Source organism: Actinomadura alba (assembly GCF_014323705.1).
GTDB lineage: Bacteria > Actinomycetota > Actinomycetes > Streptosporangiales > Streptosporangiaceae > Actinomadura_C > Actinomadura_C alba.
The window spans coordinates 50,957-66,957 of sequence record NZ_JABVEC010000029.1; the positions used below are offsets into that span (position 1 = coordinate 50,957).

Here is a 16,001-nt window from a genome sequence, read left to right on the forward strand (position 1 = left end):
ACATGAACGTCCCGGACTCTCTGCCCGGCAGGCTCTACCTGCTCGCCTATGACACGAACAAGCAGAAGATCCGCTGCGGCGACCTCGGGTACCTGCTGCGTGCCGCGGCCCTCGCCGACCTCTATCTGAGCGGCCACCTCACCGAGGAGTCGGGCCGGCCACGGGTGTTCGTGCGGCGGCCCGGCCCGGACCCCATGCTCGACGCCCTGCTCCGGCAGATCGCCGACTCCCGGCCTCGCCCGTGGACCCATTGGGTGCGCAAGGGCTCCCGCGGCATGGTGCGGACGGTGCGGGACCGCCTGGTCGCCGAGAACTGGATCCGGGTCGAGCCGCGACGCCGGTTCGGCATCGTCCGCAGCCACCAGGTGACGGTGCGCGACCCGCGGGTCGTGACGCGGCTCACCCGCGGCGTGTCGACGGTGCTGCGCGGGGGCCGGCCGGCCGGGCGCGTCGATCCGTACGAGGCGGCGGCGGCCGCGCTCTCCGCCAACGGGGAACTCGGGGCCGTCCTGACCCGCAAGGAGCGACGCAGGCACAAGCAGCGGATCAACGAGCTCAGCGCCGTCACCGGACCCGCGGCCATCGCTTTGCACAAGGCGATCCAGCAGAAGCGCGCCGTACAGTTCTCGAGCTGACTCCGCTGAAGCCGCCGGTCAGATCGACAAACCTGGAAATTCCAGCAAATCGCCTCTTCAGTGCGAGCTGACCCAGTCTTCCACATTTCATTACTTAGAGGTTGACAGACAGCAAGCTGACATCTTGTCAGATTATCCCTCTTGCCCCTCCGCTTATCTTTTCTTCACTATTGCGGAGGCCCCAGATGCATCACCCCGGATGCATCAATCCCCCGCAGGAGGCCCCGTGAAGTCCCGTATCACTGCAATCGCCCTGTCCACAGGCGTGATGGCGGCGCTGCTCGCCGCGGCGCCGTACGCGCAGGCGGCACCGGCCGCCTCAGTGGTCAAGGCGGACCTGGCGACCCTCTCCACCACTCTCGAGCAGCAGCTCGGGGCGCGGAGCGCCGGTTCCTACGTCGACGCCAAGTCCGGACGGCTCGTCGTCAACGTGACCGACAGCGCCGCGGCGCAGACCGTGACCGCGGCCGGCGGAGTGGCGAAGACCGTCGCCCGCAGCGGCGCTGACCTGCAGAAGGTCACCAGTGCCCTCAACCGCTCGGCCAAGATCGGCGGTACCGCGTGGGCGGTCGATCCGGCCAGCAACCAGGTCCTGATCTCCCTCGACGAGTCGGTCAAGGGGGCGAAGCTCGCCAAGGTCAAGGCGGTCGCCGCGAAGTTCGGCGATGCGGCCCGCATCGAGCGCGTCGCCGGCAAGTTCACCCCGCTCATCGCCGGAGGGCAGGCCATCTACTCGGGCGGCTCCCGCTGCTCGCTCGGCTTCAACGTGCGCAGCAGCAGCGGCACCCAGTACTTCCTGACCGCCGGGCACTGCACGAACATCGGTTCGACGTGGACCAATGGCAGCACGACGCTCGGTACCCGGGCCGGCACCAGCTTCCCGGGCAACGACTACGGCATCGTGCAGTACACCAACAGCACTATCGCCAAGGAAGGGTCGGTCTACCTGTACGGCGGCGGCTACCAGGACATCACCTCGGCGACCACCCCGGCCGTCGGGCAGTCCGTACGGCGTAGCGGCAGCACCACCGGCGTCCGGAGCGGCACGGTGACCGCGCTCAACCAGACCGTGACCTACTCCGGCAGCGGCACCGTGTCCGGCCTGATCAGGACCAACGCCTGCGCCGAGCCGGGCGACAGCGGCGGCTCCCTGTACTGGGGTACGACCGCGTACGGTCTCACCTCCGGCGGCAGCGGCAACTGCACCGTTGGTGGCACCACGTTCTTCCAGCCGGTGACCGAGGCACTGAGCGTCTACGGCGTCAGCGTCTACTGACCGGTACTCCCGTTCGATCAGCCGGGCTCCGGATTCCCCGCCCACCGGAGCCCGGCTGCCGGTCTTCCGGCCGCCGTCAGACCCCCCTCCTCGACACGCAGGACATAGGACGCAGGGCACAGGAGCCGCCCGAGGTGCTGATGAGCCAGGTGCGGCTGACGGGATCGAAGAGCACGTGTGATATTGAACACTCGACGTTCGGGTCCGGCCACCCCGTTACTCACCGGTTAACATCGGGGGTATGGAGCCTTTGGGGTTGGCTCGGCGGCTGGGGGCGGTCGCGATGCGGCTCCCGCGCGGCACTCATCATGTCGCGGTCCGGCGCGACCTGGCCGTCCCGGTCGCCGAGGGCATCGTGCTGCTGACCGATCACTACATGCCCGTGGGCGTGGGCCGCGCGCCGACGGTCCTGGTCCGTTCCCCATACGGCCGGCGAGGGCCCTTCGGAACGATGTGCGGCCATGTCTTCGCCGAACACGGCTTTCAGGCCGTGGTGCAGAGCGTCCGCGGCGGGTTCGGCTCCGGTGGCGTGTTCGATCCGCTCGGGGACGAGCGCGACGACGGCCTCGCCACCGTCGAGTGGCTCCGCGCGCAACCGTGGTTCGACGGGACGTTCGCCATGTACGGCCCGAGCTACCTGGGCTTCGCGCAGTGGGCGATCGCGGCCGACGTGGGTCCCGAGCTGAAGGCGATGGCCACCCAGGTGACCGCCTCGCAGTTCCGCGACGCGATGTACTACGGCGGCGGGTTCGCCCTCGAGTCAACGCTGTCGTGGGTCGACCTGACGGCGCGCATGAAGCATCCGCTCTCGGGGCTGACGGCGGCGTTCGTGTCGCCGCGCCGGGCCCGGCGCGCCGCGCTCTCGGGCCGTCCGCTGGCCGAGCTCGACGCGCTCGCGACCGGGGTACAGAGCAGGTTCTTCCAGGACGTGCTCGAGAACGGCCCGGAGACGCCGTTCTGGGCGAAGCGGGACTTCAGCGCCACCGTCGCCAAGGTCGACGCGCCGGTCAACATGATGGGCGGCTGGTACGACGTCTTCCTGCCGTGGCAGCTCAAGGACTACGCGGCTCTGCGCGCGGCCGGCCGACGGCCGTACCTCACGATCGGCCCGTGGTTCCACTCCGACGGCCGGATCATGCGCGCGGCCGTGGCCGAGGCGCTCGCCTGGTTCCGCGCGCACCTCGCCGACGATCCTTCGGACCTGCGGGAGAAGCCCGTCCGGCTGTACGTGACAGGGGCGCAGGAGTGGCGGGAGTTCACCGACTGGCCGGTGCCGGGCGTCCGTGAGGAACGCTGGCGGCTGCAGCCGGACGGCGCGCTCGCCCCGCACGACCCGCCCGAGTCGGCGCCCGACACCTACCGTTACGACCCGGCGCATCCGACGCCGTGCATCTCCGGCCCCTCGATCCTCGGGAACGGCAAGCCGGCCGACCAGCGCAGGCTGGAGAGCCGCCATGACGTGCTGACCTTCACCGGCCCGGTGCTGACCGACGATCTGGAGATCATCGGTCCGGTGCGCGCGGACCTGTACGTACGGTCCGATCGCGTGCACACCGACTTCGTCGTACGGCTGTGCGACGTCGCCCCGAACGGCGAGTCGCTCAACCTGTGCGAGGGCATGCGGCGGCTCACGCCGGGCGCGCCCGAGGCCGACGGCGACGGCGTGCGGCGGGTCGCCGTGGAGCTGTGGCCGGCCGCGCACCGCTTCCAGGCCGGGCACCGCGTCCGGCTTCAGGTGTGCAGCGGCGCCTACCCGAGAGTGGCCCGCAACCCGGGCACCGGCGCCGCCCTCGGCACGGCCGCCCGCATGGTCACCGCCGATCAGGAGATCTTCCACGCCCCGGACCGGCCGTCCGCGATCGTGCTGCCCGTCGCCGACTAGGGCCGGCTGCGGCGGGCGTAAAGCCCTAGGGCCCGGCGAGCCCTCGACGGCTCTGTCTAAGTGAGCCCTCGACGGCTCTGGCGAAGTGCAGCAGAATCGAGCCGGGGGAATGATCAGCGCCGAGGAGTGCCGCCGAGGAGTGCCATGGACGAGCCGATCGACCTCAGCCCCGTGCCCGTGCCCATGCGGTGGCTCCTGACCCCCAAGGACTGGAGCGTCTCGGACGGCGCCCTCACCATCACCGCAGGTCCGCGGACCGACCTGTTCGTCGATCCCGAGACCGGTGTGAAGACCGTCACCGCACCCGCCCTCACGGCACCACTGCCCGGCGACTTCACGCTGAGCGCCCGGGTGCGGGCCGACCTCACGGCCGATTTCGATGCCGGGGTCCTGATGCTCTGGGCGAATCCGCGCGCCTGGGCCAAGCTCTGCCTCGAACGCTCTCCCCAGGGCGAGTCCACGATCGTCTCGGTCGTCACCCGCGACGTCTCCGACGACTGCAACTCCTTCACCGTGGACGGCGACCACGTGTGGTTGCGGATCTCGCGGTTCGGCGGGACCTTCGCCTTCCACGCCGCCACGGACGGACGGTACTGGCGGCTGATCCGGCTCTTCGCCCATGACGAGGCGCAGCGGATGAGCGTCGGCTTCCTCGCCCAGTCGCCCACCGGCGACGGGTGCGGCGTGACCTTCGACGACATCCGCTACTCCCCCGGCCGCCCCGCCGATCTGCGCAACGGCGACTGACCCGGAGCCCCGTCCGGCCGTGGCCGGTGGGATACTCGGCCTGTGCTCGAACAGTATGCGAACGGCGGGCTGGTCGGTCGGGCCGCCGAGCTGGGAATGCTGGTGCGGGCGCTCGAAAAGGCCGCGTCGGGTCAGGCCGGCGTGGTTCTCGTCAGTGGCGATGCCGGCGTCGGCAAGACGCGCCTGGTCGGCGAGCTGGCCGAGGTGGCCCGCTCGCGTGGCCACACCGTCCTGAGCGGCCAGTGCGCCGAGCTCGGTGAGGCCATGCCCTACCTGCCGCTGGCCGACGCGCTCAGAGCCGCGGCCCGCGCTCCTGAGACCGCGTCGTCGCTGCTCGAGGCACTGCGCGCCCGGCCGGTGCTCGGCCGGTTGCTGCCCGACGGGGACGTCGATCCGGCCGATCAGGGTGGTGCCGAGCTCGCGCAGCAGCAGCTGTTCGGAGCGGTCCTCGGCCTGCTGGGCGAGCTGTCCGACACCGAGCCGGTCCTGCTCGTGTTCGAGGACCTGCACTGGGCCGACCGCTCGACCCGCGATCTGCTGACCTTCCTCAGCCGGGTGCTCCAGCGCGAGCGGGTGTGCCTCGTCGGCACCTACCGCAGTGACGATCTGCCCCGGCGGCATCCGATGCGCTCGGCCATCGCCGAGCTGCTCCGGCTGCCGAACGTGATCGGCGCCGACCTGCGGCCGTTGCGTCCGACCGAGATGGCCGCCTACCTGGTCACGTTGCAGGGCGGCGATGGCGCGCGCCCCGCGGCGGACGTGCTCGACCGGGTCATCCAGCGGGCCGAGGGCAACGCTTTCTACGCCGAAGAGCTGCTGGCGGCCGCGTGCACCGGTGAGGAGCTTCCCGCCGGCCTCGCCGACCTGCTGCTGTCGAGGGTCGAGCGGCTGTCGGAGATCGCCCAGCGGGTCGTCCGGATCGCGGCGGTGGGCGGCCGGCGGGTCGACGACGACCTCGTGCGCGAGGTGTCGGGACTCGAGGCGGAGCCCTACGAGCAGGCACTCCGCGAGATCGTGTCGCACCAGCTGCTGGTGCCCGACGGCGGTGGCTACGTGTTCCGGCACGCCCTCCTGCGCGAGGCCGTGCACGCCGATCTGCTGCCCGGCGAACGCACCCGCTTGCACGCGGCGTTCGCCGCGCTGCTGGCCGAGCCCGGGCCCGGTCGCCCTGCGCACCCGGCCGCCGAGCTGGCCTACCACAGCCTGGCCAGCCACGACCTGGACGGCGCCTTCACGGCGTCGGTCGAGGCGGGGCGCCAGGCCGAGCGCCTCGCGGCGCCCGCCGAGGCGCACGAGCACTTCGATCAGGCGCTGTCGCTGTGGGACGTGGTCACCGAGCCCGAGCGCCGCGCCGGGATGGACCGCCCGCACCTCGCGCTGCGCACCGCCGCCGCGGCCTCGTACAGCGGCGACGCGCGTCGCGCCGTGACCCAGCTGCGGCGGCTGCGGGAGACGCTCGACCCGGCCGCCGACCAGACGCTCTACGCCGAAGTGTCGGAGCGGTTCGCCCACTACCTGTCCGACAGCGATGACGACGTGCAGGCGGCCGAGACGGCGCGCGGGATCATCGAGATGCTGCCCGCCGACACTCCGAGCCCGGAACGGGCGCGGGCGCTCACCACGTACACCCGCACCGTGCTGTTCACCGAGCGGCACGAGGAGATCCCGGCCCTGGCCGAGGAGGCCATCGCCATCGCGCGGGCGACCGGTACCGCCGATGCCGAGGCCGGTGCCCTGGTGAACCTCGGTCTCCACACCGAGATCGGCGGCGATCTGGCACGCGCCGAGCGGCTGTTCAGCGAGGCGCGCGCCGCGGCCGGGCGGGTGGGCGACCTCACCGTGGCCCTCCGCGCCCACTACCACGTCGCGAGAGCCGAGTATGACCGGGCCGAGCTGACCGCCGCCGCCCGCAGCGCCGACAGTGGCGTCCGGCTGGCGATCGACTCCGGGCTGGCCTGGAGCGTCTACGGCATCGACCTGCGCTTCCTGCAGTACCTCGTCCACTACACGGCCGGCGACTGGGACCGGGCCGAGGCGCTCTCGGACAGCTTCCCGATCCGGGTCGGCACCACCGCCGAGGCTCAGGTGTCGGCGTACGCCCTGTTCATCGAGGTGGCGCGGGGCAGCGCCACCGCACGGGAACGGCTGTCCTGGCTGCGGCCGTTCTGGGGCGAGGACAGCCTGGTCGCCTACATCGCCCGTGGGCTGGCCGCCGAGCTGGCCTTCGCCGAGGGCGACGAGCACACAGCCCTGGAGCATGTCAGCGCCGTGATCAGGGCCATGGGGCCGGGCGACGCCGGCATCATCCGGGTGGCCGCCACCGGGCTGGGCGTCCACGCCGAACGGGCACTGCGGGCCCGGGCCGCCGGTGACGGCCAGGCCGAGGCGGCCGCGCTGCGGGCGGCGGGCGACCTCGCCGAGCGGGCCCGCTGGGCGGCGGCGAACATCGCGAGCGGGCCGCGCCTGTGGCTCGGGTTCGAAGGCCGCGCCTGGCTGGCCCGGGCGGAGGCCGAATGGCACCGGGCCCGGGGCGACGACGACCCGAAGCTGTGGCGCGGAGTGGTCGAGGCCTTCGACTACGGGTTCCCCTACGAGGAGGCGCGGTCCCGGCTGCGGCTCGCTGGGGCACTGCTCGAGCGTGGGCGGCGTGAGGAGGCCGAAGACGAGTGGCGGCTGGCCACCGCCGAGGCCGGCCGGCTCGACGCCGTCCCGCTGCGCAAGGCACTTCGCGACCTCGGCCACCGGGCCCGGTTCGGCACGGCCGAGCGCGCCGAGGCGGCGGGACCGCTGGCGACGCTGACCAGCCGCGAGCGCGAGGTGCTCAGGCTGGTCGCCGACGGCGACAACAACCGTGAGATCGCGGCGGCGCTGTTCATCTCACCCAAGACGGCCAGCGTGCACGTGTCCAACATCCTCGCCAAGCTCGAGGTCGCCAGCCGCACGCAGGCCGCCGCGATCGCCCACCGCGAGGGCTTCGGCTGACGGACCGGCCGGGGTCTATCCCGCCGCGGAGTGGTGCCGTCGGAGCGCGTCGAGGGCGCGGTCGGCGTGCACCGCCATGCGGATCTCGCTCCGGATCACCTCGATGACGGCGCGGTCGGTGCCGATGACGAACGTCTGCCGCTTGGTGGGGGCGAGGGCGAGACCGCGCTTCACCCCGAACCTCGCGCACACCACGCCATCGGTGTCCGACAGCAGCGGATAGCCGAGGCTGTGCTCGTCGGCGAACCGCTTCTGCTTGCTCACCGGATCCGTGCTGATCCCGACGGGCCGGGCGCCCAGCGCCGCGAACTCCGCGGCCAGGTCGCGGAAGTGGCAGCTCTCCACCGTGCAGCCCCGCGACAGCGCCGCCGGGTAGAAGAACAGCACCACCGGCCCGTTCGCCAGGAGCCCGCCCAGCGTTCGCGGCCGGCCCTCCTCATCGAGCAGCTCGAAGTCCTCGACCACCTCACCGACGTTCACGTACGCAAACTAGAGCGCCGATGCCTCCAACGCCAACACGCGCCCGGCGGCGAGTGAGTGAAGAGACCTCGACAGCAGGTAGGCACGGGCGGCGGCCTCGCCCCGCAGGTCCGGATCGTAGAACGCCATGCCACCGCGTCCGGGGATCAGGAACCGTCGGGGCCGAGCACCAGTTTCATGCCGACATGGGTCGACTCGAATCCGAGCCGCTCATAGAAGTTGTGCGCACCGGTGCGCCGACGATCGGTCGTCAGCTGTACGAGCGCGCATCCCCGGCGCCGTGCCTCGCCGACGGCGTAATCGATCATGGCGCCGCCGAGGCCGCCGCCGCGCCGGCTCGACGAGACGCGCACCGCCTCGATCTGCGCGCGCCAGGCGCCACCGCGCGACAGCCCGGGGATGAAGCTCAGCTGCATCGTCCCCGCCACCTCGCCCTCGCCTTCGGCCACCACCAGCAACTGGTTCGGATCGGCGTCGACCGCGTCGAACGCGGCCCAGTACGCCTCGTCCACGTCACCGCCCGCGCCGATGCTCTCCCGGCCCGCCCCGATCGTGTCGTCGGCGAGCAGGCCGACGATGGCGGGGACATCATCGCGACGGGCACGCCGGAATTGGATGGTCATGGGCCAGATCCTGCCATTCGCCCCCCGGCGGTTGCGCCGCACCCCTCACGCATCTGGCCTTGGGACCGTCCCCGCGATCGCCTCTGGGACCAGGCGTCGGGCACATCCACGTCAGAGCGCGGACCGGAGTCCCTCAACGGCCGGGGATAAAAGCGGTTGACCCCATGGGATGGCGTACCGCACCATTCTCTTACGGCCACACTGATCTCTTACGGCCACACTGAGTTCCCAACAGCCGCCGATGACGACCACCGAAGGGATGGCGAGCATGACCGAGTCGACCGCCATCGCCTCGCGGCACGCCCGCTGGCGCCGACCGCGTGGTGGCCACTTCGCACCCCAAGATGCCTCTGGATAGGAGCCGTCAGGTTCCGGCCAGAGGCCGCCCCAGGGAGACATCCCCGGGGCGGCCTTCTCCATGTGGGCGAGCCAACCGGATAGGCGGCCGGTCTCCAAAACCGGCGAGAAGCAGGTTCGAGTCCTGCCGCCCATGCGATCGTTTGACAACTTGACAGTGGAGACGACGGCGAGCCAGGGAACATCCGATTCTCCGGCCGCGCGGCTGCCGATTCCGGCACCAAGGCGATTCCGCCCGGGTGCCGGTCACATCCGATCAGCGATATGCGACGGAATGCATGGTCGGCAGAGCCTGTGGGGTCATGTCCTTTCAGACGGGCCCGCGACAGGCACTCTGGGCCGATGGTGAGAACGGCATCACGCCTGTCTTGCACACAGGAATTCCGGGTTCGAATCCCGGTTGGTCCACTTCTCCGAGCCTCTGTAGCTCAACGGACAGAGCGCCCGCTTGCGGAGCGGGAGGCACCAGGTTCGACTCCTGGTAGAGGCACATCGGTGGTTCGCGTCTCCCCATCGGGGGTGCTGTTCAGCGTTCCTCCAGGCGGGAGTAGGGATCCGCACCACTCGCGATCCTCGTGAGCATCCCCGCCAGATGCGCTTGAACCGCGCGGTGGGTGCCCGCACCGAAGCTGACCCGGGCCACGCCGAGAGCGGCCAGCTCGGCCAGTGGCGGCGTGGCCGGTACGAAGAGGATGTTCACCGGCCCGCCGGCCTGCTGGACCAGTTCCCGGATCGCATCCGGTTCCGTGACGAAGATGGGAAAGACGCAGTCGGCACCGGCGGCCACGTACAGGCGCGCACGCCGGATCGCCTCGGCGAGTCTCTCCGCGGGTGTTCCCGTGCCGTGGATGAAGGTGTCGATCCGGGCGTTGAGCACGACATCGACGCCGGCCTCTCGGGCGGCGTCGCGGATCTCGGCGATGAAGTCCGTCTGCCGGCCGGCGTCGACCAGCGTGCCGGTGCCGGGTACCGAGTCCTCCAGATTGCAGCCGACGGCACCGGTCGCGAAGAGGCGTTCGACCAGCTCCGCCGGCGCCATCCCGTACCCCCGCTCCAGGTCGGCGGTGACCGGGGTCGACACCGCACGCACGATGCGGGCGATGGCGTCGAGCATCTCCTCGACCGGGGTCGCCTCGCCGTCGCTGTGGCCGAGGACCTCGGCGACGGCGGCGCTGCTGGTCGCGACGGCGGGGAAGCCGGCGGCCTCGACCGCGCGCGCTGACGCCGCGTCCCAAACGTTGGGCAGGACGAGCGGATCGCCCGGCCGGTGCAGGGCGCGAAGCACGGCCGCCCTGTCGGCGGCGGCCGCCGCGCGCTCGTCGGTCTCGCGTCGCCGTGCGCCGGGAGACGGCCGCTGCGGCGCCGTCATGACAGCTCCCAGGGTCGTGCGGTCGCGCCGAGCCGGTTCCAGGCGTTGATCACGGTGATCGTCCAGATCAGCTCGGCCAGCTCCACCTCGGTGAACTCGGCTGCGGCCGCTGCGAAGACCTCGTCGGTCACCGGTCCGTCCGAGAGGCGGGTCATCGCCTCGGCCAGTTCCAGGGCGGCGCGCTCACGCACGGTGAAGAACGGCGCGTCGCGCCATACCGGCAGGGCGAGCAGCCGCCGCTCGTCCTCACCTGCCTTGCGCGCGTCCCGATTGTGCAGGTCGACGCAGTAGGCGCAACCGTTGATCTGCGAGGCACGGGTGCGGACGAGCTCGAGCAGGGAGGTCTCGAGCCGCGTGTCCCGGGACGCGGCGTCGAGGGCGTTCATCGCCTTGTCGAGGTGCGGGGCGAGCTTGTCCACCGCGAGGCGGACGGCCGGGACGACATGGGTTGTCTCGATGGTCATGACGGCGACTCTAGGTAACGAATGGATCTGCGCTAAGGTCCATTTGACCGTCGATCGATTGGACCACTTTGGGGGTCGACCTGCACCTGGAGCTCGATCCGGCGTTCGGGCGCCGATCGGGCCTCGAGCGTGCCCTCCGCCAGGCCATCCGGACCGGCCGTCTGGCGGCACAGACCCGGTTGCCCTCCACGCGGGCGCTCGCCGCCGAGCTGAACATCGCGCGCGGCACGGTCAGCGCCGCCTACGACCAACTGATCGCCGAGGGCTATCTGAGCGCACGGACGGGATCGGGCACGGTGGTCACCGGCCGGCCCGAGATCCGGGCGCCCGCGAAGCGGCCGGTGTCGGAGGCGCCGCCGCCCCGCTACGACCTGCGGCCGGGAAGCCCCGATGTCTCGGCGTTCCCCACCGCCGCCTGGCTCCGGGCCACCCGGCGCGCACTGGACCACGCTCCGGCGGCCGCCTACGACTACGGCGACCCACGCGGCCGCATCGAACTGCGCACCGCCCTCGCCGAGTACCTGGGGCGCGCCCGCGGCGTCCTCACCACGCCCGAACAGATCGTGATCACCTCCGGTTACGTACACGCGCTCGCCCTGCTCGCCGACGTGATCGGCGGTGTCGCTCCGGCGACGATCGCCATGGAGGACCCCGGCCTGAGCTTCCACCGCGACGTGGTGCGCCACGCTCGTGCCCGCGTCGTCGCACTCCCGGTCGACGAGCGCGGTGCCCGTACCGACCTGCTCTCGACCGCCGCCTTCTCGGACGTACGAGCCGTCGTCGTCACACCGGCGCACCAATACCCGACCGGGGTCACCCTGCACCCGCAGCGCCGCCATGCCGTCGCCGAATGGACCGGGGCACGCGACGGCCTGGTCATCGAGGACGACTACGACGGCGAGTTCCGCTACGACCGGCAGCCCGTCGGCGCGCTCCAGGGCATGGCACCGGACCACGTCGCCTACGTGGGCACCACCTCGAAAACCCTGGGACCGGCGCTGCGGCTGGGCTGGATGGTGCTGCCCGAGCGCCTCATCGAACCGGTGACGGAGGCCAAGCGGCACACCGTCATGCACACCGAGACCATCGGCCAGCTCACCCTCGCCGACCTGATCGCGAGCCACGCCTACGAACGGCACATTCGCGCCTGCCGGCTGCGGTATCGGCGGCGCAGGGACCTGCTGATCAGCCGCCTCGGGCCGCGTTCCGAACGGCGCTTCACCGTGTACGGGATCGCCGCCGGCCTCCATGTGATGATCAGCCTGCCCGCGACCGGGCCGAGCGAAGAGCGGATACTCACCGACGCGGCGGACCAGGGACTCGCCCTGGGAGACCTGGGCAGCCACTGGCACACCCCTGGTGACCGGCCGCAAGGCCTCATCATCGGCTACGGCACGCCCGGCGAAGGCGCCTACCCCGCCGCGCTCGACACGATGGCACGCGTCCTGCGAGGGCTCTGACCGGCGGTCTCGCGTCTCACGTCTCACGCCTCACGCTCATGCCTCACGCCTCGCGTCTCACGCCTCGTGTTCGGCGTTTCGCGCCCCGTGTTCCGCGCCCCGTGTTCCGCGCCCCGTGTTCCGCGCCCCGTGTTCCGCGAACCGTGTTCGGCGAACCGGTCGGCGGCGGCTCCGGAACCGCCGTCTAGGCTGGTCGGATGAGCCCGAACATCGCAACCAACACGACCGTCGGCCGCGACGAACTCGTCGAGTTCCTCCGGCCCCGGCACCGGGCCGTGGTGATCACTACCCGGGCCGACGGCCGCCCGCAGGCCTCTCCGGTGACGTGCGGCGTCGACGACGAGGGCCGGATCGTGATCTCGACCTACCCGGCGCGGGCCAAGGCCCGCAACGCACGCCGGGACGCCCGGGTCAGCGTCGTGGTGCTCTCCGACGACTTCGACGGGCCGTGGGTGCAGGTCGACGGCACCGCGGAGGTCATCGACATGCCCGAGGCCACCGAGCCGCTGGTCGACTACTTCCGCTCGATCTCCGGCGAGCACCCTGATTGGGATGAGTACCGCCAGGCCATGGTCCGGCAGAACAAGTCGCTGCTGCGCGTCACGCCGGAACGCTGGGGCCCGGTCGCCACGGGCGGGTTCCCGCCTGACCTGGCGTGACCCGGGAGTACTGAGCACGGCACCGCCCCCGGACGGCCCGGTTCCGGGGGCGTCCCGGGGCCACGCCGCTTTCCGTACGCGACTGAGATCACCGCCACAGAACCGAACAAGAGCTGCTCGGTAAGCGTCGTACATTGGGACGGACCCGAGCTGACGTCAGGCGAGACGACAGACGAGGGAACCCCGCGGCGGGAGCCGAGGAGGTCCCGCCGAGTCGAGCTGCCGAGGGAGCTGTGGTGCTGATGTGGCGGCGGACGATGCCAGTGACACTGCCGGTGACACTGCCGATGACGCTGGTGGTGGCCGCGGTCATGGCCGTCGGGTGCTCGTCCGGGCCGGGCGGCCTCGGCGAGAAGAGGAAACCGGCCGTGCTGACGTTCACTCCGGCCAATGGCACACAGAAGGTCGCACCCGACACCGGCACGATCGTGAAGGTCACCGACGGGAAGCTCACCCAGGTCACCGTGGCCGACGCCAAGGGACGCAAAGCGGCGGGAAGCCTCGCGGCCGACGGGCGTTCGTGGCGGACCCGATGGACTCTCGCCCCGGCCACGACCTACACGATCGACGCACGGGCGACGGGCGAGGACGGCAAGCAGGTCGCGGGCAAGGCGAGCTTCAGCACGCTGACCCCGGCTCGCCGGCTCGAGAGCGGCATGTCTCCGCTGGACGGCGAGAAGGTCGGCGTGGGCATGCCCGTACAGCTGCTGCTGTCGCAGCCGGTGACCGATAAGGACGCCAGGGCGGCGGTCGAGCGCTCCCTGGAAGTGAAGATGTCCCAGCCGGTCGAGGGCGCGTGGAGCTGGGTCAGCGACCGTGAGGTGCAGTTCCGGCCGCGTGAGTACTGGGCCACCGGCCAGAGGGTCGAGGTCATCGCCCACCTCGCGGGGGTCAAGGCCGGCGACGGGCTGTGGGGCGTCAAGGACCGGTCGCTCCAGTTCACCGTGGGCGAGCGGCACATCACCAAGGTCGACGCCAAGAAGCACGAGGCGACGGTCACCGAGGGCGGAAAGACCGTCAGGACGATTCCGGTGAGCCTCGGCAAGCCGGGAGACGACAGCTACTCGGGCATCATGATCGCTCAGGAGAAGAACCCGGCGATGGTGATGGACTCGGCGACGACCGGGAACCCCGGGGAATACCGCACCCCGACCAAGTGGAACGTCCGCATGACCTACAGCGGCACGTTCTTCCACTCGGCCCCGTGGTCCACCGGCGCGCAGGGCAATTCCAACGTCAGCCACGGCTGTGTCAACGCCAGCCCCGAGAACGCCCGCTGGTTCTACGACTTCACGCGGCGCGGCGACATCATCGAGGTCACCGGCACCACGCGGAAGCTCCGCTTCGGCAACGGCCCGACGCCCTGGGCGAAGTCCTGGGACGAGTGGCTGAAGGGCAGCGCGCTCGGCAAGCCGGTCAACGCCGGCGCGGGTGCGGCGTCGGCGACGCCGAGCTGATCATCGCGCCGGACCTCGCGACCGCCGTCGCTGTTCCGGGAACGCGCGGCCGGCGCCTCGCCCGGTGCATGGCGGCACAGGACCCCGGTCACGCGCCGCCGTGGGCCGGGGTGGCGCCCGTTTCGGTGTCGCTGCCCGTTCCCGCGTCCGTGCCCGTTCCCGCGTCCGTGCCCGGTCCCGTGCCCGGTTCCGTGTCGGTTCCCGTCCCCGTACCCATCTCCGCGGATGCCGCCGTGGCGTGCAGCGCGGCCAGCCGCTGAGCGGTCAGGTCGTACCGCAGGATCAGACAGACGGCGACCGCCATCAGGACGGCGGGCACGACGGTGCCACCGATCACGACGGTGTTGATCGCGCTGTCGGACTGCGGGACGACCTCGTCGGCATCCGAGGAGACGAAGCCGGCCAGGCCCAGCATCCAGCCGAGCAACAGCGCGCCGAACGCGAACGTCACCGTCTCGGCGGCGGTCCACAATCCGGTGAACACCCCGGCCCGTCGCGCCCGTGACCGGAGCGCGTCGGCAGTGAGAGTGTCCGCCAGCATCGAGAACTGCAGGAGCTGGATCCCGGCATAGCCGACGCCGATCACGACGACGACCAGGTAGGCGTAGCCGGCCCCGAGGAACGGCGCCAGGCTCAGCCCGACCGCGCCGATGAGGAACAGGACGGACGCCAGCACCATCGCACCGCGCTTGTCCATCCGGCGCGACAGCCGTACCCACACCGGCATGGTGATGATGATGGGCCCGACCAGCGCGAGGAACAGCGTGGTCACCGCACCGGTGCTGTCGAGCACATAGGTGGCGAAGTACGGCGCGCCCGCAAGCATCATGCCGACGGCGAGCATCTGGGCACAGCTGAAGCCGAGCAGGTTCAGGAAGGTCCGGTTGCCGCGCGCCGCGGCGAGTTGCGCGCGCAGGGGCACCCGGTCGGCCTCGGCCCTGGCGATGCGCGGTGCCTTGGCGGTGCCGAAGTAGGTCGCGACCATCGACACCAGCAGCACGCCGCCGATGACCAGCCCCATGAGCCGGTAACCCCCGATGGTGGCCGTGTCGCCCTGGTGGTTGACGAGCGCCGGCGCCAGCCCGCCGGACAGCAGGATCGCCATGCCCAGGAAGGCCATGCGCCAGGTCAGGAGCCCGGACTGCTCGTGGTAGTCGTCGGTCATCTCGGCCGGCATCGCCTTGTAGGGCACTTCGAACAGCGCGTAGGCCGTGGCGGCGAGGAAGAAGCATCCGCCGACGTAGAGCGCGGCGACGTCACCGCGTACCGACGGCCCGGCGAACGTCAGCACGAACGCCGCCGGCAGGGTCGCCGCCCCCGCCAGCAGCCATGGCCGTCTGGAAGCCGTACGGTCGGACAGCCGACCGACGTACGGGTTGATCACCAGATCCCAAAGCTTGGGGAGGAACACCACGAAGCCGGCCAGCACAGCCGGCACGGCGAGCACGTTGGTCAGGTAGTAGAGGAGCAGCAACCCGGGAACGGTCGAGAAGGTCCCGGCGCAGAAAGAGCCGACACCGTAGCCCATTCGCACCGATCGGGACAGCTCTGCTGAGGCCATGTGCCAATGGAACAGGTTCTAATCCGATCATGGAAGACGGTTGCGCGAC

13 protein-coding genes and 3 tRNA genes are annotated in these 16,001 nt (G+C 71.2%); 11 read left to right on the top strand and 5 right to left on the bottom strand.

Going from position 1 to position 16,001, the window contains the following annotated elements; genetic code table 11:
• Positions 1 to 2 precede the first annotated feature (2 nt).
• The 5 genes from HKK74_RS29575 to HKK74_RS41075 all read left to right on the top strand — a co-directional run bounded on the left by HKK74_RS29575 (position 3) and on the right by HKK74_RS41075 (position 7,522).
• Positions 3 to 635 (top strand): GOLPH3/VPS74 family protein, encoded by a 633-nt coding sequence (locus HKK74_RS29575; protein WP_187246665.1) that lies wholly within the window; start codon positions 3 to 5, stop codon positions 633 to 635.
• Positions 636 to 861: 226 nt separating this feature from the next.
• Complete coding sequence (locus HKK74_RS29580) at positions 862 to 1,911, top strand: S1 family peptidase (protein ID WP_312881904.1); 1,050 nt, start codon at positions 862 to 864, stop codon at positions 1,909 to 1,911.
• A gap of 241 nt (positions 1,912 to 2,152) precedes the next feature.
• Positions 2,153 to 3,793: a CocE/NonD family hydrolase gene (locus HKK74_RS29585; RefSeq protein WP_187246667.1), complete on the top strand. Its 1,641-nt coding sequence runs from the start codon at positions 2,153 to 2,155 to the stop codon at positions 3,791 to 3,793.
• Between the two features lie 144 nt (positions 3,794 to 3,937).
• Positions 3,938 to 4,540 carry a DUF1349 domain-containing protein gene (locus HKK74_RS29590; RefSeq protein WP_187246668.1) on the top strand — a complete coding sequence of 201 codons (603 nt, stop codon included), beginning with the start codon at positions 3,938 to 3,940 and terminating at the stop codon, positions 4,538 to 4,540.
• 42 nt (positions 4,541 to 4,582) lie between these two features.
• Complete coding sequence (locus tag HKK74_RS41075; RefSeq protein ID WP_312881906.1) at positions 4,583 to 7,522, top strand: helix-turn-helix transcriptional regulator; 2,940 nt, start codon at positions 4,583 to 4,585, stop codon at positions 7,520 to 7,522.
• A gap of 15 nt (positions 7,523 to 7,537) precedes the next feature.
• Here HKK74_RS41075 and HKK74_RS29600 read toward each other — a convergent pair whose 3' ends face one another.
• Together HKK74_RS29600 and HKK74_RS29605 are read right to left on the bottom strand one after the other, a co-directional pair.
• The gene (locus HKK74_RS29600; RefSeq protein WP_187246669.1) at positions 7,538 to 8,002 is read right to left on the bottom strand and encodes a peroxiredoxin; all 465 of its coding nucleotides are present in this window, start codon (positions 8,000 to 8,002) and stop codon (positions 7,538 to 7,540) included.
• A 146-nt stretch (positions 8,003 to 8,148) separates the two neighbouring features.
• The gene (locus tag HKK74_RS29605) at positions 8,149 to 8,625 is read right to left on the bottom strand and encodes a GNAT family N-acetyltransferase (RefSeq protein ID WP_187246670.1); all 477 of its coding nucleotides are present in this window, start codon (positions 8,623 to 8,625) and stop codon (positions 8,149 to 8,151) included.
• 420 nt (positions 8,626 to 9,045) lie between these two features.
• On the opposite strand from HKK74_RS29605, the gene HKK74_RS29610 reads away from it, so the two are divergent.
• From HKK74_RS29610 to HKK74_RS29620, 3 genes are all read left to right on the top strand, one after another.
• Positions 9,046 to 9,118, top strand: a tRNA-Trp gene (locus tag HKK74_RS29610).
• A gap of 200 nt (positions 9,119 to 9,318) precedes the next feature.
• Positions 9,319 to 9,390: transfer RNA gene (locus tag HKK74_RS29615), tRNA-Ala, on the top strand.
• 9 nt (positions 9,391 to 9,399) lie between these two features.
• Positions 9,400 to 9,472, top strand: a tRNA-Arg gene (locus tag HKK74_RS29620).
• A 36-nt stretch (positions 9,473 to 9,508) separates the two neighbouring features.
• Here the strand turns inward: HKK74_RS29620 and HKK74_RS29625 are convergent.
• Together HKK74_RS29625 and HKK74_RS29630 are read right to left on the bottom strand one after the other, a co-directional pair.
• Positions 9,509 to 10,351, bottom strand: coding sequence for an isocitrate lyase/PEP mutase family protein (locus HKK74_RS29625; RefSeq protein WP_187246671.1), 843 nt, complete (start codon positions 10,349 to 10,351; stop codon positions 9,509 to 9,511).
• Entirely contained in the window at positions 10,348 to 10,737 is a 390-nt protein-coding gene (locus HKK74_RS29630; protein ID WP_446678439.1) for a carboxymuconolactone decarboxylase family protein, read from the bottom strand. Before HKK74_RS29630 ends, HKK74_RS29625 begins: the two co-directional genes overlap by 4 nt.
• 146 nt (positions 10,738 to 10,883) lie before the next feature.
• Between HKK74_RS29630 and pdxR the strand changes: the two genes are divergently transcribed.
• The 3 genes from pdxR (at position 10,884) to HKK74_RS29645 (ending at position 14,391) form a co-directional block, all read left to right on the top strand.
• Positions 10,884 to 12,275 carry a MocR-like pyridoxine biosynthesis transcription factor PdxR gene (gene pdxR / locus HKK74_RS29635; protein ID WP_222722885.1) on the top strand — a complete coding sequence of 464 codons (1,392 nt, stop codon included), beginning with the start codon at positions 10,884 to 10,886 and terminating at the stop codon, positions 12,273 to 12,275.
• A gap of 197 nt (positions 12,276 to 12,472) precedes the next feature.
• Positions 12,473 to 12,934: a PPOX class F420-dependent oxidoreductase gene (locus tag HKK74_RS29640; RefSeq protein ID WP_187246673.1), complete on the top strand. Its 462-nt coding sequence runs from the start codon at positions 12,473 to 12,475 to the stop codon at positions 12,932 to 12,934.
• A 257-nt stretch (positions 12,935 to 13,191) separates the two neighbouring features.
• On the top strand, positions 13,192 to 14,391 hold the full coding sequence (locus tag HKK74_RS29645; protein ID WP_246492115.1) for a L,D-transpeptidase: 1,200 nt from the start codon (positions 13,192 to 13,194) through the stop codon (positions 14,389 to 14,391).
• Between the two features lie 88 nt (positions 14,392 to 14,479).
• On the opposite strand, the gene HKK74_RS29650 is transcribed toward HKK74_RS29645, so the two are convergent.
• On the bottom strand, positions 14,480 to 15,952 hold the full coding sequence (locus HKK74_RS29650; protein ID WP_281398080.1) for an MFS transporter: 1,473 nt from the start codon (positions 15,950 to 15,952) through the stop codon (positions 14,480 to 14,482).
• Positions 15,953 to 16,001 lie beyond the last annotated feature (49 nt).

Excerpts from the sequence above, each read along its gene's own strand:
- HKK74_RS29575 (WP_187246665.1), top strand. The coding sequence starts at position 3 with ATGAACGTCCCGGACTCTCTGCCCGGCAGGCTCTACCTGCTCGCCTAT.
- HKK74_RS29585 (WP_187246667.1), top strand. The coding sequence starts at position 2,153 with ATGGAGCCTTTGGGGTTGGCTCGGCGGCTGGGGGCGGTCGCGATGCGG.
- HKK74_RS29590 (WP_187246668.1), top strand. The coding sequence starts at position 3,938 with ATGGACGAGCCGATCGACCTCAGCCCCGTGCCCGTGCCCATGCGGTGG.
- HKK74_RS29605 (WP_187246670.1), bottom strand. The coding sequence starts at position 8,625 with ATGACCATCCAATTCCGGCGTGCCCGTCGCGATGATGTCCCCGCCATC.
- HKK74_RS29625 (WP_187246671.1), bottom strand. The coding sequence starts at position 10,351 with ATGACGGCGCCGCAGCGGCCGTCTCCCGGCGCACGGCGACGCGAGACC.
- HKK74_RS29630 (WP_446678439.1), bottom strand. The coding sequence starts at position 10,737 with ATGAACGCCCTCGACGCCGCGTCCCGGGACACGCGGCTCGAGACCTCC.
- HKK74_RS29640 (WP_187246673.1), top strand. The coding sequence starts at position 12,473 with ATGAGCCCGAACATCGCAACCAACACGACCGTCGGCCGCGACGAACTC.
- HKK74_RS29645 (WP_246492115.1), top strand. The coding sequence starts at position 13,192 with ATGCCAGTGACACTGCCGGTGACACTGCCGATGACGCTGGTGGTGGCC.
- HKK74_RS29650 (WP_281398080.1), bottom strand. The coding sequence starts at position 15,952 with ATGGCCTCAGCAGAGCTGTCCCGATCGGTGCGAATGGGCTACGGTGTC.